This window comes from Flavobacterium sp. N502540 (assembly GCF_025947365.1).
Taxonomy (GTDB): domain Bacteria; phylum Bacteroidota; class Bacteroidia; order Flavobacteriales; family Flavobacteriaceae; genus Flavobacterium.
Map to the genome: position 1 here is coordinate 2,163,913 of NZ_CP110012.1, position 14,124 is coordinate 2,178,036.

Annotated in this window: 13 protein-coding genes; 6 read left to right on the forward strand and 7 right to left on the reverse strand. The window is 34.6% G+C overall.

Features of this window, described 5'->3' with window-relative positions; all coding sequences use genetic code 11:
* The first annotated feature begins 47 nt into the window (after positions 1-47).
* Entirely contained in the window at positions 48-2,549 is a 2,502-nt protein-coding gene (locus OLM58_RS09565; RefSeq protein ID WP_264532102.1) for a DUF5686 and carboxypeptidase-like regulatory domain-containing protein, read from the forward strand.
* Between the two features lie 149 nt (positions 2,550-2,698).
* Here the strand turns inward: OLM58_RS09565 and gwsS are convergent, their stop codons facing one another.
* The 3 genes from gwsS to gwsG are packed head-to-tail and all read right to left on the reverse strand — an operon-like array spanning position 2,699 to position 4,853.
* Positions 2,699-3,703 (reverse strand): grasp-with-spasm system SPASM domain peptide maturase, encoded by a 1,005-nt coding sequence (gene gwsS, locus OLM58_RS09570; protein ID WP_264532103.1) that lies wholly within the window; start codon positions 3,701-3,703, stop codon positions 2,699-2,701.
* Positions 3,684-3,887, reverse strand: a complete 204-nt coding sequence (locus tag OLM58_RS09575; protein ID WP_264532104.1) for a hypothetical protein — start codon at positions 3,885-3,887, stop codon at positions 3,684-3,686. The genes gwsS and OLM58_RS09575 overlap by 20 nt, the downstream gene beginning before the upstream one ends.
* Complete coding sequence (gene gwsG / locus OLM58_RS09580) at positions 3,888-4,853, reverse strand: grasp-with-spasm system ATP-grasp peptide maturase (RefSeq protein ID WP_264532105.1); 966 nt, start codon at positions 4,851-4,853, stop codon at positions 3,888-3,890.
* Positions 4,854-5,445: 592 nt separating this feature from the next.
* On the opposite strand from gwsG, the gene OLM58_RS09585 reads away from it, so the two are divergent.
* The 4 genes from OLM58_RS09585 (at position 5,446) to OLM58_RS09600 (ending at position 10,461) form a co-directional block, all read left to right on the forward strand.
* On the forward strand, positions 5,446-6,498 hold the full coding sequence (locus OLM58_RS09585) for an acyltransferase (protein WP_264532106.1): 1,053 nt from the start codon (positions 5,446-5,448) through the stop codon (positions 6,496-6,498).
* Between the two features lie 47 nt (positions 6,499-6,545).
* Complete coding sequence (locus tag OLM58_RS09590) at positions 6,546-7,145, forward strand: DNA-3-methyladenine glycosylase family protein (protein ID WP_264532107.1); 600 nt, start codon at positions 6,546-6,548, stop codon at positions 7,143-7,145.
* A gap of 110 nt (positions 7,146-7,255) precedes the next feature.
* Positions 7,256-7,786: an inorganic diphosphatase gene (locus OLM58_RS09595; RefSeq protein ID WP_017498356.1), complete on the forward strand. Its 531-nt coding sequence runs from the start codon at positions 7,256-7,258 to the stop codon at positions 7,784-7,786.
* Positions 7,787-7,908: 122 nt separating this feature from the next.
* Positions 7,909-10,461 carry a sodium-translocating pyrophosphatase gene (locus OLM58_RS09600; protein ID WP_264532108.1) on the forward strand — a complete coding sequence of 851 codons (2,553 nt, stop codon included), beginning with the start codon at positions 7,909-7,911 and terminating at the stop codon, positions 10,459-10,461.
* 235 nt (positions 10,462-10,696) lie between these two features.
* On the opposite strand, the gene OLM58_RS09605 is transcribed toward OLM58_RS09600, so the two are convergent.
* The 4 genes from OLM58_RS09605 to OLM58_RS09620 all read right to left on the reverse strand — a co-directional run bounded on the left by OLM58_RS09605 (position 10,697) and on the right by OLM58_RS09620 (position 12,975).
* Positions 10,697-11,065, reverse strand: a complete 369-nt coding sequence (locus OLM58_RS09605) for a helix-turn-helix domain-containing protein (RefSeq protein ID WP_089076841.1) — start codon at positions 11,063-11,065, stop codon at positions 10,697-10,699.
* Between the two features lie 5 nt (positions 11,066-11,070).
* Entirely contained in the window at positions 11,071-11,367 is a 297-nt protein-coding gene (locus OLM58_RS09610) for a type II toxin-antitoxin system HigB family toxin (protein ID WP_264532109.1), read from the reverse strand.
* Positions 11,368-11,542: 175 nt separating this feature from the next.
* On the reverse strand, positions 11,543-12,157 hold the full coding sequence (locus OLM58_RS09615) for a deoxynucleoside kinase (protein WP_017498354.1): 615 nt from the start codon (positions 12,155-12,157) through the stop codon (positions 11,543-11,545).
* Positions 12,157-12,975, reverse strand: coding sequence for a hypothetical protein (locus tag OLM58_RS09620; RefSeq protein WP_264532110.1), 819 nt, complete (start codon positions 12,973-12,975; stop codon positions 12,157-12,159). Before OLM58_RS09620 ends, OLM58_RS09615 begins: the two co-directional genes overlap by 1 nt.
* A 223-nt stretch (positions 12,976-13,198) precedes the next feature.
* Between OLM58_RS09620 and OLM58_RS09625 the strand changes: the two genes are divergently transcribed.
* The gene (locus tag OLM58_RS09625) at positions 13,199-14,098 is read left to right on the forward strand and encodes a GLPGLI family protein (RefSeq protein WP_264532111.1); all 900 of its coding nucleotides are present in this window, start codon (positions 13,199-13,201) and stop codon (positions 14,096-14,098) included.
* The last annotated feature ends 26 nt before the right edge of the window (positions 14,099-14,124 follow it).

Sequence of the window (14,124 nt, forward strand, 5' to 3'; positions counted from 1 at the left end):
AAACTTCATCAGTCATATTAATTGATGAAGTTTTTTTTTGCAGGATTATGAAAAGAATAATTTTACTCAGCTTATTTTTTGTACTCGCACTAGTGGGTGGCGTTGCTGCACAAACTAAAGTGAGTGGAATTGTTTTAGACAAATCGAATCAGCCGATTCCGTTTGCCAATGTTGTTTTTAAAGGGTCGAATACGGGAATCGTTTCGAATGAAGACGGACGTTTTTATCTCGAATCGCCTAATACGTATACCACTTTGATTGTAAGCTCAGCGGGATTCTCAGATCGCGAAGTTACATTGGAGAAAGCGGTAAACTATGATTTTAAAATAGTTTTAAGTGAAGCCGAAGCGCTAAATGAAGTCGTTATTTTTACCGGAAAAACCTCCAAGAAAAACAATCCTGCGCTGGATATTCTGAGAAAAATCTGGGAACGTAAACGTAAGAACGGATTATACCAGTTCAGTCAGTATCAAATGCAGAAGTATGAAAAAGTCGAGTTTGATATGAACACGATTGATAGTGCTTTTATGAAGAATAAACTCTTCAAAGGAATGGAATTTGTGTTCCAGCATGTTGATACATCTGAAGTTACCGGGAAAACGTATCTGCCGATTTTTATTAGTGAATCGCTTTATGATGTATACGGAGATAATAAATTAAAGAAAACAAAGGAGAATCTGACCGGAAATAAAACTTCTGGGTTTAATGGCAATCAGCAGATTTTGTCTTTTGTAAAAGACCTGTACTCCGATTATAATATTTACGACAATCACCTTAAATTTTTCGATAAGAGCTTTACAAGTCCGCTTTCCAGAACCGGAATTGATGTTTACAATTATGTTTTAAAAGACAGTGCTTATGTCGATAAAAAATGGTGTTATAATATTGTTTTTTATCCAAGACGTAAAAACGAACTGACTTTTAAAGGGGATTTTTGGGTAAACGATACCACTTTTGCGATTAAAAAAATTAATATGGCCGTTACCAAAAGTGCCAATATTAACTGGGTAAAAGACATTTATATCGAACAGGAATTTGAGGTAGAGAATGATTCTGTATTTCTTCTGACCCGTGATTATATGATGTCTGATTTTGCTTTGAACAAAAAAGAAAAATCAAAAGGGGTTTACGGAAAGCGAACCACATTGTATAAAGATCATAAATTCAATCTTCAGAAACCGGAAAGTTTTTATAAGCAGGAAGTTAATTTTATTGATAATTCTGTCTATACGAAATCGGATGAGTTTTGGAATGAAAACCGTTTTGAAAAACTCAATAAGGATGAAGCGGGTATTTATAAAATGCTCGACACGCTGCAAACTGTCAAAAGATTCAAGCAGCTCTATAGTTTAGTTTCTATTCTGGGAAGTGGTTATGTCGAGTTTAAGAATTTCGATTTTGGACCTATCTTTTCAACATTCGGTTATAATGAAGTTGAAGGATTGCGATTGCGTGCAGGAGGAAGGACTTATTTTGGTCCGAACGACCCTTGGCGTATACAAGCTTATACAGCATATGGTTTTGATGATAATAAATTCAAATACGGAGTTTCCGGAAAATGGATGGTGGACAAGAAAAACCGTGTCATTATCTCCGGAGGAAACAGACGCGATATCGAACAAATTGGTGCTAGTTTAACGAGTACAAACGATATTCTTGGACGAAGTTTTGCTTCTTCCGCCTTATTTACCACAGGAAGTAATGGAAAATTGACGAACATAAATCTGAGTAATGTTTCCCTTGAAATGGAGCCGCTTAAGAATTTTGTTGTTCAGGCCGGAGTTTCCTATAGAACTTTAGAATCGGCTTCCCCTACTTTTAGTTTAGACTATTATACTACTTTACCAACCGCTGCGAATCCGGCTGGTGTAATAGCCAATAAAGTAACACAATCCGAAGCGAACATTCAGTTTGAGTTTATGCCGAATCGTAAGACTATTGGTTTTGGAGTAGAGCGAAATATTGTTGACAGTCCGTTCAGTCATTTCTTTGTGAACTTTAGTTATGGTTTAAAAGGGGTTTTGAATAGTGATTTTGCCTATCAGAAAGTGCAATTGTTTTACAAGCAGCCTATTATTATTGGGCCGTTAGGAAGGTCTAATATTATCATTGAAACCGGAAAAACCTTTGGTACAATTCCGCTGGGATTAATGAGTGTAATCCCTGGAAACCAAACCTATTTTACGATTGAAAATACCTTTAGCAACTTGAACTTCTATGAGTTTGTAACCGATCAGTATACTACTTTACAATGGAATCATGATTTTGGAGGAAGGCTGTTTGCAAGAATTCCTTTCATGAGAAAATTAAACTGGAGAGAATTTGTAGGAATCAGAGCTGTACATGGAACTATTTCGGATGCTAATCGTGCCATTAATGCTTCGGGCTTACCTTATAATGCACCCGAAAATGTGTATTGGGAATACAATGCCGGAATTGGAAATATATTCAAAGTATTCCGTCTTGACTTCTCCTGGAGAGGGAATTACCTCAATATGCCGGATGCAAGCAAATTTGCGATAAAAGGATCATTTGGTTTTTACTTCTAAGAAGCGTCACAAGATTTCAGTCATTTAGAATCTCTAAGTCAGTTTTTTTATCTGCAATACAATTGTGTTTTACGGCTATATTTTGAGAAGATCAGTAGTCAGATAAAATATGTGAAGTTAAAAATACAGCCTAAATCAATTTATAGCGATCAATTCCAGGTACCTTGATAGGGGTCATAATTACAACGAGTATTAAATTTATAATTTGATTTTTCCGAATTAACTCTTTGAGGAATTCTTCCGTCTGGGCATACATAGCGAAATTCGCAGTCTTTACAAATTTCGATTTCATCTTTAGTGATGTTCCAAAAAGCACTAAATTCCTCATTCATAATTACCTCCTTTATGCTGTTTTTGATGATTTTTCCATAGGATTTAGAATCTGAAAAATGTTTTTTGATGTTGCCAAAAGCGTCAATAAAAACGGTTCGGTTAAACATCAGATTGTGATGTAATGCTTCGTGGTAAATATCTATATCTAAAACAAAATCGGATGCATGCTCGATAGAAATATTGTAGAATATTTTTTCGAGTGATTGTTTCTCGAAATAAATTTTTTCCTCCATTAAAGAAGGTGTGTTTTCTGTATTGGAATTGTAAAAAACCACCTGTAAAATTCTTGGATTGTCTATTATAAGCGATTTTATTGAGGAAAGCCTTTCTTCGCAATGTTCCAGATAAATGATAATATTTTTGATTTTAGATGTTTCTAAAAGAGCGTTAATTTTAATTAGATTATTAATCTCATTATTTTTCACAATAAGCTTTAAGGCATTTACTCCTAATTCATTACTTTCATTTTTTATGAGAAATTCAAAAAAATCGAAAGAAGTGTCTATTTCGCATCCAATCGTATCCAGGACATGAGGCTTTGTAAAATTGTGGTTTAAGGAAGGGTAGTCTTCTGTGTTTTCGGATACAATTAGCAATTCATTCGACAAAAAATAGTGAATGTAATTTTTGAGTATCGCTTTACTTTTTCTAAAATCAGTAAATAAACTATAAATGTTTTTTTCAGCATATTCTTCAATCAAATCTATTATTTGATTAGGAACCTTATGAAGTGTCTTTCTTTGAAAATCTACGATTAAGCCATTTTTGGCTCCTTTTACAGGAACACAACATTGGAATAATTTAAATTTCTTGTCTTTCATTTTTATGGATGTGTAATGGTTTTGAAGTGGTTTTACAGCTTAACTTTGAAGTTTGGTAATACTCTGACGTGACATGCTGCTTTTTGGATATGGTTTTCGGTATTTCATAATCCTCAACTTCGGTGCATTCGAAAATAATAGGAAGCGGTATTTCCGGATCAGAAAGGAGATCTCTTACTTTCATTTAATTGGAATTTTGTATTAAATAATCGGCTACTTTTTGATGTAAATTATAGTTACAGGGTTTGCTTGTCATGCTAAATTGCCCAAAAGGATTTACCTCTAAAAAATAATATTCCCCGGTTTTTGACGATTTTATAATATCCAGAGAACCCGTATTTAAATTTATACTACTCATAAATTCGGTAATTTGATTTTGGATTGTTTTGGGTAATGTATAAGGTACAAATCTATTGGGGTTTTCAGCATCATAATTTCTGAAGTCAATTTTGGTTTTTTCATTGTTTTGTGAAAAAATGGCCATCGAATAACATTGTTTATCCAGATAAAAAGTTCTGATTTCTATTTCTTTGTCAATATACTCCTGAAATAAAGAAGGAGAGAATTTTGAAGGAAGTGTGTCTATTTTTTTTATGGTATGTGTAGCCAGAGTGAAAGTTTTATCACTATAAATCACTCCTCGTGCATCTCCTATTGATTTCGTAATTATAGAATGATCGTGGAGGTCATAGAACTCGCTTAATTTTTGCTTGTCGGAGGTGATGAGGGTTTTAGGAATGTTTAAGCCGCCTTTAGCTGCTTTATTCAAAATGTCAATCTTGGAAAAAGCAGGGCTGTTTTTACATAAAAACTTCTTGTTTTCCAATAATTTGAAAATCAATCTGGACAGACCATTGAACTCGGAGTATAAATAGGTTATGAAATCATTGTTTTGGCCAATCTTTTTTTCGTAATCAATTAAAAAGCCAAATTTTCTATGCCATACTATTGTAATGTCTTTCAAGAAGATTTTTTGAGAATAATGCTCAAAATAGGTTTCATCAGGCTGTTCCGGATTGTGATTAAAAATAGTGATGCCCTGCATTAAATCTTCATCATTCAATCTGAAAAAAGGTGCTTTGTGCCGTACGAGCCAATCAATTACATGGTTTGTATCATAATCTGTTGGTGTGCTTAAAATTAAAATCATGATTGCTTGTTTGAAAGAAAGAAATCCAGCATCATTGACGATGCCAGATTTCTATAATCTAATTAACTTTTAGATGTCGTAAATTACTTCAGAAATTCGTGAACCTTGGTAGATATATGTCCATCCGGGCTCTTGTTCATATGGTATTCCACTTTGACCGCCAGTAATATTTTTAGTTTCGATTTTTTCGCATTGAAAGTCTTCTAGGTTTTTCATAGTAATTTTGATGTTATAAGGTTTAATGATCTTCAATTTTTTTAAAGACATTTGAAGTTTATGTCTACTCTTGCGCAAGAATTTCTTTATATTTAATTTTTATAATTGTCAGAATAAATATGTTAGTGCAAACGTTTTTAAGGTTGCTTGATTTTGTAAATATATAAGATGTTGCTTATGTTTTTGTGAATGATTTGTTAATAATGTAGTAATTGTAGTCCACAATGGTTAATTGTTTGATGTTTTTATCGTTTTGTGATTGTTTTTTTTGGAAAGAGTCTCGTAAGAAATTGGCAGACCACTAAATTTGCTAATAAAGGATCATCTGTTTTTTATTTTTAGATAAATTGTCAGATTTTTTCTTAATTTAGTTGCTATGAGCATAGTAATTGAAAGTAAGAATTTAAATTGGACAAATAATCTCAGAGTTTTAGCCACCATCAGCGTGATCGTAGTGCATGTAGCCTGCGATATTCTGTATCAGTATGGCCATATATCCAATTTTACCTGGTGGACAGGTAATGTTTATGACGGTCTTGTTCGTTTTTGTGTACCGGTTTTTCTGATGCTTACCGGAGCATTAATGCTGAACAAAAAATACGAACTGAATGATTTTTTGAGAAAAAAGTTCTCGAGAATTATTTTACCTTTCTTATTCTGGAGTCTTTTTTATGTTCTGCTAACCGTTAGAAGCGAATTTTTGTTAGAATCTGAAAAAGCATTTGTAGATATTTTTAAGCGTGCCTTTACACTTATTATCGGAGGGAGCTCCTTTCATTTATGGTACATTTATATGGTGATTGGGATTTATCTTTTTATCCCGATTCTCAGCAAGTGGATTCAGAATGCCAATGAAAAAGAGATATTGTATTTTCTGGCCATTTGGATTTTTGCTCTAATGATCAATCAGCCCATTTTCTCTGCATTTCGAATCAATATTGATCTGACCTACTTTACAGGCTTTTTAGGATATCTGGTTTTGGGGTATTATTTGTCGGTCAAGTCATTCCAATATGATGCCCGAAGATTGAAACAGATTTCTGTACTCTTGCTTTCTTTTGGAGCCATTATTACCATTTTCGGAACTTATTTTCTGTCGATAGCAGAAGATCGTTTTAATGAATATTTTTATGGTTACCTGACCTTTAATGTGATGCTGGTCTCTATTGGATTGTTTATTTTCTTCAAAAATTCAAAAATTTCAAATCCAACTCTCATTCGGGTTATTAATTTTATCAATAAATACAGTTACGGAATTTATCTGGTCCATATTTTGGTGCTTCGCTTTCTGGTCTTTTCAGGAATTGATTATGATTTTATAAATCCGATTTTGGCTATTCCGATTACTACTTTATTGTGTTTGTTTATATCTTCTTTTATTATTTACGGAGTGAATAAACTTCCGTTTGGGGAGTACATTTCGGGATAATTATTGCAGTAATTTTGTTTAATTTTGAGTAATCTTAAAACAAAGTTATGCAGGAAGCTATCGATTTTCTATCTGTCAGAAACCCTGTTTTTCTGGAAATTATCAACAAATACGGATTGCCGCCGATTCCAAAACGACCACAAGGTTTTGCGACTTTGGTATTGCTTATTTTAGAGCAGCAGGTTTCGATAGATTCAGCAAAAGCTACGTTTTTAAAGATAAAAGCCTATACGACCTGTAATCCTGAAAACATGGTAGGGTTATCAGATGAAGAATTCCGAAATTTAGGAGTGAGTCGTCAAAAGACGAAATACATTAAGATATTGGCAGAAGCCGTTTTGAGTAAAGAACTGGACATTGAAAGTCTGGCCACAAAATCGGCAAAAGAAGTTCGTGAAGAGCTTATTAAACTGAAAGGAATCGGAAACTGGACGATTGATATTTATCTGATGTTCTGTCTTCAGGAACCCGATTTGATTCCGTTGGGAGATATTGCGGTTGTCAACACTATTAAAGAATTATTGGATATTCACGACAAAAAGGAAATGGAAATTCATGCAGAACAATGGAGTCCGTATCGGTCTTATGCCACCTATTTACTTTGGCATTATTATCTAAACAAAAGAAATAGAAAGATTACGTATTAACTCCCTGTTTTTTAAAAGAAAAGTACGGAGATAAATGCAGTTTTTTATTGTAAAAAGGGATTCTTTAGTTACTTTTGCAGTCGAAATTATAGAAACAATAAAAAACAAAAATGACCGCAGACAAACTAACAACTTTCGATGTGTTAATCGAAATACCAAGAGGAAGCAGAAATAAATACGAGTACGATTTTGAAATTAAAAGAATGCGTTTCGACAGAATGTTATTCTCTTCAATGATGTACCCGGCTGATTACGGATTTATTCCGGAAACTTTAGCTCTTGATGGTGACCCTCTTGATGTATTGGTTTTAGTAAACGAACCAACTTTCCCTGGATGTGTTATGGAAGTAAAACCAATTGGTGTTTTCCACATGGCAGATGATAAAGGACCAGACGAAAAAATTATTTGTGTACCAGTTTCTGACCCAATCTGGAATTCATTAAATGATCTTTCTGATATCAACGGACACTTAGTAAAAGAAATCGAGCACTTCTTCCAGGTATACAAAGATCTTGAAAACAAAAAAGTAGACGTAGAAGGATGGGGAGATGTAAACGAAGCTTATGCTATTATTGCAGAGTGTACAAAACGTTTTGATGATATTGAAAACAAACCGGAAGGATTATTTAGCATTAAATAATTTATAAGCCGCCCAATTATAAAAAAAGCAATACTACCGTCAGGAGTATTGCTTTTTTGTTTAAATTCGTTTGAGTTAGTTTATTGACTTTTAACTATTAACCAAAAAACCATTACTAGATTATGAATGCATTTATGATTTATTTGCCAATCGTTATGGCAATTTTAGGATTACTTTTCATGGGAATAAAAAGGGCTTGGGTTTTAAAACAAGATGCGGGCGACGGAAAGATGAAAGAGATTTCAGAACACATTTACGAGGGAGCCCTCGCCTTTTTAAAAGCAGAATATAAATTATTGACCATTTTTGTAATTATTGCCAGTATTGCATTGGCCGGAATTACTTTTATTCCGGGAGTTAAAACGCATTTATTAATAGTAGTCGCTTTTATATTTGGGGCCTTATTTTCGGCTTATGCCGGTAATATCGGTATGAAAATAGCCACTAAAACAAATGTTAGAACCACACAGGCCGCCCGTACAAGTTTACCGCAGGCTTTAAAAGTTTCGTTTGGCGGAGGAACTGTAATGGGACTTGGAGTTGCAGGTTTAGCCGTGTTAGGACTTACAGGTTTCTTTATTATATTTTTTAATATTTTATCGGGAGGTGTATGGAAAGATACCGAAACTATGACGGTTGTTCTGGAAACATTGGCTGGGTTTTCACTTGGTGCCGAATCAATTGCTTTGTTTGCCAGAGTAGGAGGCGGAATTTACACCAAAGCTGCCGATGTAGGTGCCGATTTAGTTGGTAAAGTAGAAGCAGGAATTCCGGAAGACGATCCTCGTAACCCGGCTACAATTGCTGATAACGTAGGAGATAACGTAGGTGACGTTGCCGGTATGGGAGCCGATTTATTTGGTTCGTATGTCGCGACAGTTCTGGCCGCAATGGTTTTAGGAAACTATGTGATTAAAGATATGGGAGGCAATATTCAGGATGCTTTTGGCGGAATCGGACCAATCTTGCTTCCAATGGCAATTGCCGGTTTTGGGATTTTATTCTCGATTATCGGAACTACACTGGTAAAAATAACAGATGATAATGCCAAAGAAGCGCAGGTGCAAAAAGCATTAAATATAGGAAACTGGGTTTCTATTGTTCTTACAGCAATTGCCTGTTTCTTTTTAGTACAGCACATGTTACCGGAAGTAATGACAATGGAATTCTTCGGAGAAGGATCGCAGCAGATATCTTCTATGCGAGTTTTCTATGCCACTTTGGTAGGTTTAGTAGTGGGTGGAGCAATTTCATCTGTTACGGAATATTATACAGGATTAGGTACAAAACCGGTTTTAGCAATTGTACAAAAATCATCAACAGGCGCCGGAACAAATGTAATTGCGGGTTTGGCAACCGGAATGATTTCGACTTTTCCAACCGTTTTATTGTTTGCAGTAGCCATTTGGATTTCTTATGCTTTGGCAGGATTTTACGGAGTTGCTTTAGCGGCTTCTGCAATGATGGCTACTACAGCGATGCAATTGGCGATTGATGCTTTTGGCCCAATCTCTGACAATGCCGGAGGAATAGCTGAAATGAGTGAATTACCAAAAGAAGTACGAACCAGAACCGATATTTTAGATTCAGTAGGAAACACTACCGCCGCAACCGGAAAAGGATTTGCTATTGCCTCAGCGGCTTTAACGTCTTTGGCATTATTTGCAGCTTATGTAACTTTTACCGGAATTGACGGTATTAATATTTTTAAAGCACCAGTTTTAGCCATGTTGTTTGTGGGGGGAATGATTCCGGTTGTTTTCTCAGCTTTAGCGATGAATTCCGTTGGAAAAGCGGCTATGGATATGGTTTATGAAGTACGTCGACAGTTTAAAGAGATTCCGGGAATTATGGAAGGAACCGGAAAACCTGAATATGGTAAATGTGTTGAAATTTCAACAAAAGCGGCTTTGCGCGAAATGATGCTTCCTGGGATTCTAACTATTGGTTTCCCAATTGCAATTGTATTATTAGGCAAACTGGTTTATGCAGACAACAATCAGTTAATTGCTGAGATGTTAGGAGGATATATGGCGGGAGTAACGGTTTCCGGAGTACTTTGGGCAGTTTTTCAAAACAATGCCGGTGGTGCCTGGGACAATGCGAAAAAATCATTTGAAGCTGGAGTTTTAATCAATGGCGAAATGACGTACAAAGGATCGGATGCACACAAAGCAGCAGTAACCGGAGATACCGTTGGTGATCCGTTTAAAGATACTTCAGGTCCTTCTATGAATATCTTGATTAAACTGACTTGTTTGATCGGTTTGGTAATTGCACCTATTTTAGGAGAAGGACATTCGTCTTCAGGAATGATGGAAAAAGGTTCCTGCTGTAAAAAAATGGAAATTCACCTTGGAGGAGATTCTAAATGCGGAGATTTCTCGAAGATGAGTAAAGAAGAATGTGCTAAAATGTGTAAAGAAAAAGGATGTTCTGCCGAAGAAACAGCAAAATGTCTGGCGCATTATGATGCTAACGGAAAATACGTTCATCAAAAAACAGATTGTTTTGATACTACAAAATACAGTAAAAAAAGAGTAGAAGTTAACCTGTCTACGGTTAATGGTGTAACAGTGGGAACTGTAACCAAAACCGAAAATGGTAAAACCACTACAGAAGTTTTTGAAGGAACAGAAGCCGAAGTAAAAGCCAAAATTGAAGCTGTGAAATAAGTATATTTATCCTAACAGGTTTTTAAAACTTGTTAGGTGTAATTGGTTTGGGAATCGGATAATGTATTTCTTCGTATTTTTCGATGAGTATTCCCGAAAAAAAGAGCCATCGGCTCGACCTGTTTTGTAGAACCGGATTTTAATCCGGTTTCAAAATAAACACACAAAACAAAGAACCGTAGGTTCGAAACATATAAATCCATAAAAAATGCCTCTAAATATTTAGAGGCATTTTTTATGGATTTAAAGCATATTCTTTAATTAAGGTTGAAGCTGGAATATGAAGCGCTTCTGTCAAAATCCTGATTTGGTTTAAGGTTAGGGCTCTTTTTCGTTTAAAAATTTCGGATACTCTTGAGCGACTGTTTAAAATAACTCCTAAATCGGCGTCAGTAATTCCATTTTGTTCCATCATAAATTTAATGGCTTCAATTGGGTCAGGTTCCGGAATAGGATAATTTATTTGTTCGTATTTTTCTATGAGTGTAACCAAGATATCTAATTCATCACCTTCATCCGTATTGGGTTTCGCATCAAAAATAGCATTTACACGTTCTAAAGCAAGATCATAATCGTGTTCCGTTTTAATAGGTCGTATTTCCATATTACTTATAAGTTTTTAATATCGTCAAGTTTGTCATAATCATGGTGGGTACCTACAAATAGAATGTAGACAATTTGAGTTTCATAATTAATTTTTACAATTAAGCGATAATGATTTCCACAAATATTAAAAACGACTTTATTATGGCCAACAAAATCTGCAGAACCGAAGATTGATTTTATAGCATTCGAATTATCAAAATTATTTTTATCAAAGATTTGATACCATGATAACAACTGTTGTTTTGCATTTGGGAAACATTCCCAAAAATTTTGCAAAGTTCTTTTGGCTATTATTCTCATAACTGATTAGGCAAAGATAAATATTTTTTCCCAATTTGGGAAATGTTTTTTTTTGAAACAAAATAAAAGTAAGTTATTATTTACGAATAAAAAACAGCAAAACCTTAAAAAACAAAAATGCCTCTAAATATTTAGAGGCATTTTCATTGGTGTAAATTTGTGAAATTTGTGTTTCTTAGAACAGTCCGTTTAGCTCAGCATCAATTCTGTTAATGATGTTCCCTAAGTCTTCCGGATTATCTACAAAATTAATATTGTCAACATCAATAATCAATAATTTCCCTTTAGTATAGGTTTGAATCCATGCTTCGTATCTTTCGTTCAGACGGCTTAAATAGTCAATTGAAATAGAATTTTCGTAATCGCGTCCACGTTTGTGAATCTGTCCTACCAGATTTGGGATAGAACTTCTCAGGTAAATTAACAAATCAGGAGCTTTTACTAATGACTCCATTAATTCAAAAAGAGAAGTGTAATTTTCGAAGTCACGACTTGTCATCAATCCCATTGAATACAGGTTGGGAGCAAAAATATGGGCATCTTCATAAATGGTTCTGTCCTGAATAATTTTCTTTCCGCTTTCGCGAATTTGTAATATCTGACGGAAACGACTGTTTAGAAAATAAATCTGAAGATTGAACGACCAACGCTCCATTTGATGGTAAAAATCATCTAAATACGGATTGTCAACTACATCTTCATAATGAGGCTCCCATTTAAAATGTTTCGCCAACAATTTAGTTAAAGTAGTTTTTCCGGCTCCTATATTTCCTGCTATCGCTATGTGCATTACGGTGTTACGATTTTATAATTTGTGATTTCTTTAGCTGTAAAAATAGATAAAATTTGGTCTTTGTAATAGAATTTGTCGAAGGATTTTTCTAAAATCTCAATTTCAGAAAATGCATCGGAGTCCGGACTTGTAATGTCTTTAAAATACAACAAATTAGCCTTGCTGAAAAGATATTGATGATGGTTAATAATTTCGACAGCATCAAAATCGGGGATTTTGCCCAAAGCCGTTATTTTTCCGAAAATGGTACACGAGAACCAATTGTTTTTTTTGTCAATCCAATAAAAAGTATTGAAATCGGTCAGGTAATATTTTATAGGTTCTGTTAATGGTGTAGAAACCGTTTTATATTCATTATTCAGATAATCAAAAAGACCAATTTGCTGATTTAAAGAATTGTAAATCCATAATTGATTTTGTGCTGACATTCCAATTGCCGAAACGATAATTGGGGTGTTGCTAAACGAAAAATTAATTTCAGTAATTTTATTCAGTTGATTGTCGAGTAAAACTATTGTATTGAAGTCTTCGTAAAACAAAACTATTTTAAGAGGATTCTGTAAATCGACTTTCGTGATCGTTCCAAGAGAAATATTTTTATATTCGAAAACCTCTTTTTCTTTGATTTTGGAGAAGACATTATTCTTGATCTGATAATAGTATCCAAACGAATCATAGCCTAAGAACTGATCGATATTATTAGCAAAATGAGAGACTGAGACTGCTTTTATTTTGAGGTTTTGCGAAAACATCGTTGGGAAAGAACAGATCACAAAAAGAAAGGATAAAAGAAAAGGATGTGTCGCTCTGTTCATGATGTTTACGTTTCTAAGAGCCAAATTACAAAAAACTACAGTAGAAATGGCGCAAAACGCTGATATTTAGATTTTGCCATTTTTGAAATTGTAATGGTCTGATAAATAATTGATTTTGTCTATATCTTAAGGGAGTTGATCTATTTCATTTTCTGTATTTTAAAATAAACAATACATTTGAGTATAAGTTTATTAGACCAAATTCACTTTTAAAGATAAAACAATGAAAAAAGCAATCTATTATATGTCATTGATGCTTGTAATCACACAGATGCAGGCTCAGAAGGATTTTCAGGGAATGGCCGTTTACGAATCGAAAACACAGGCTCCAAAAATGGGAGAAATACGTGCGAATCGTGAAATTACACCCGAAATGCAAAAGAACATGGAAGAGCGAATGAAGAAAATGCTCGAAAAAACATTTGTCCTGAATTTTGATAAATCGACTTCTATTTATAAGGAAGAAGAAAAATTGGAAACTCCAGGGCAACAAGGTGGCGCAATGCGGGTTATGGTGAATTCGTTTATGGGTGGCGGAGGAACTTTTTACAAAGATGTTAAAGCCAAAACCTATACGGTAGATAAGGAGTTTATGGGGAAAGAATTTCTGGTAATAGATTCCCTGCCGAAGCTAAACTGGAAAATGGAATCTGAAACGAAACAGATTGGAGGTTATACCTGCTACAAAGCCACAGCAGTAAAAGAAGCCAGCAAAACAGATTTCAGGAACCTCAGACCTAAAAATAAAGAGGAGAAAAAAGACGATAGCGGGAAGGCTTCCGGAGAAACAAAGACCAATTTTGCGGATAATTTCGAAATGCCCAAAGAGATTATTATAACTGCATGGTATTCGCCGGAGATTCCTGTAAATCAAGGGCCTGAGAATTATTGGGGATTACCGGGTTTAATACTTGAAGTAAATGATGGAAGAACCACTATTCTATGTTCTAAAATAGTATTGAATGCAAAAGATAAAATTGAAATCAAACCTTCAAAAAAAGGGAAAGTGATCTCGCAGAAGGACTATGACGAAACGGTCATTAAAAAAATGGAGGAATTGAGAGAAATGAACCGCGGTCGCGAAGGCGGTCCTGGCGGCGGCCCTGTATTGATAAGACGTTAATTTATAGCACATCACCTTTAGTTTTT

What these genes read in the sequence shown, in the direction of transcription:
- OLM58_RS09575 (WP_264532104.1), bottom strand. Translation starts at nt 3,887, where the DNA reads ATGAAAGTAAGAGATCTCCTTTCTGATCCGGAAATACCGCTTCCTATT.
- OLM58_RS09565 (WP_264532102.1), top strand. Translation starts at nt 48, where the DNA reads ATGAAAAGAATAATTTTACTCAGCTTATTTTTTGTACTCGCACTAGTG.
- OLM58_RS09620 (WP_264532110.1), bottom strand. Translation starts at nt 12,975, where the DNA reads ATGAACAGAGCGACACATCCTTTTCTTTTATCCTTTCTTTTTGTGATC.
- OLM58_RS09590 (WP_264532107.1), top strand. Translation starts at nt 6,546, where the DNA reads ATGCAGGAAGCTATCGATTTTCTATCTGTCAGAAACCCTGTTTTTCTG.
- OLM58_RS09625 (WP_264532111.1), top strand. Translation starts at nt 13,199, where the DNA reads ATGAAAAAAGCAATCTATTATATGTCATTGATGCTTGTAATCACACAG.
- gwsG (WP_264532105.1), bottom strand. Translation starts at nt 4,853, where the DNA reads ATGATTTTAATTTTAAGCACACCAACAGATTATGATACAAACCATGTA.
- OLM58_RS09610 (WP_264532109.1), bottom strand. Translation starts at nt 11,367, where the DNA reads ATGAGAATAATAGCCAAAAGAACTTTGCAAAATTTTTGGGAATGTTTC.
- OLM58_RS09615 (WP_017498354.1), bottom strand. Translation starts at nt 12,157, where the DNA reads ATGCACATAGCGATAGCAGGAAATATAGGAGCCGGAAAAACTACTTTA.
- gwsS (WP_264532103.1), bottom strand. Translation starts at nt 3,703, where the DNA reads ATGAAAGACAAGAAATTTAAATTATTCCAATGTTGTGTTCCTGTAAAA.
- OLM58_RS09605 (WP_089076841.1), bottom strand. Translation starts at nt 11,065, where the DNA reads ATGGAAATACGACCTATTAAAACGGAACACGATTATGATCTTGCTTTA.
- OLM58_RS09595 (WP_017498356.1), top strand. Translation starts at nt 7,256, where the DNA reads ATGACCGCAGACAAACTAACAACTTTCGATGTGTTAATCGAAATACCA.
- OLM58_RS09585 (WP_264532106.1), top strand. Translation starts at nt 5,446, where the DNA reads ATGAGCATAGTAATTGAAAGTAAGAATTTAAATTGGACAAATAATCTC.
- OLM58_RS09600 (WP_264532108.1), top strand. Translation starts at nt 7,909, where the DNA reads ATGAATGCATTTATGATTTATTTGCCAATCGTTATGGCAATTTTAGGA.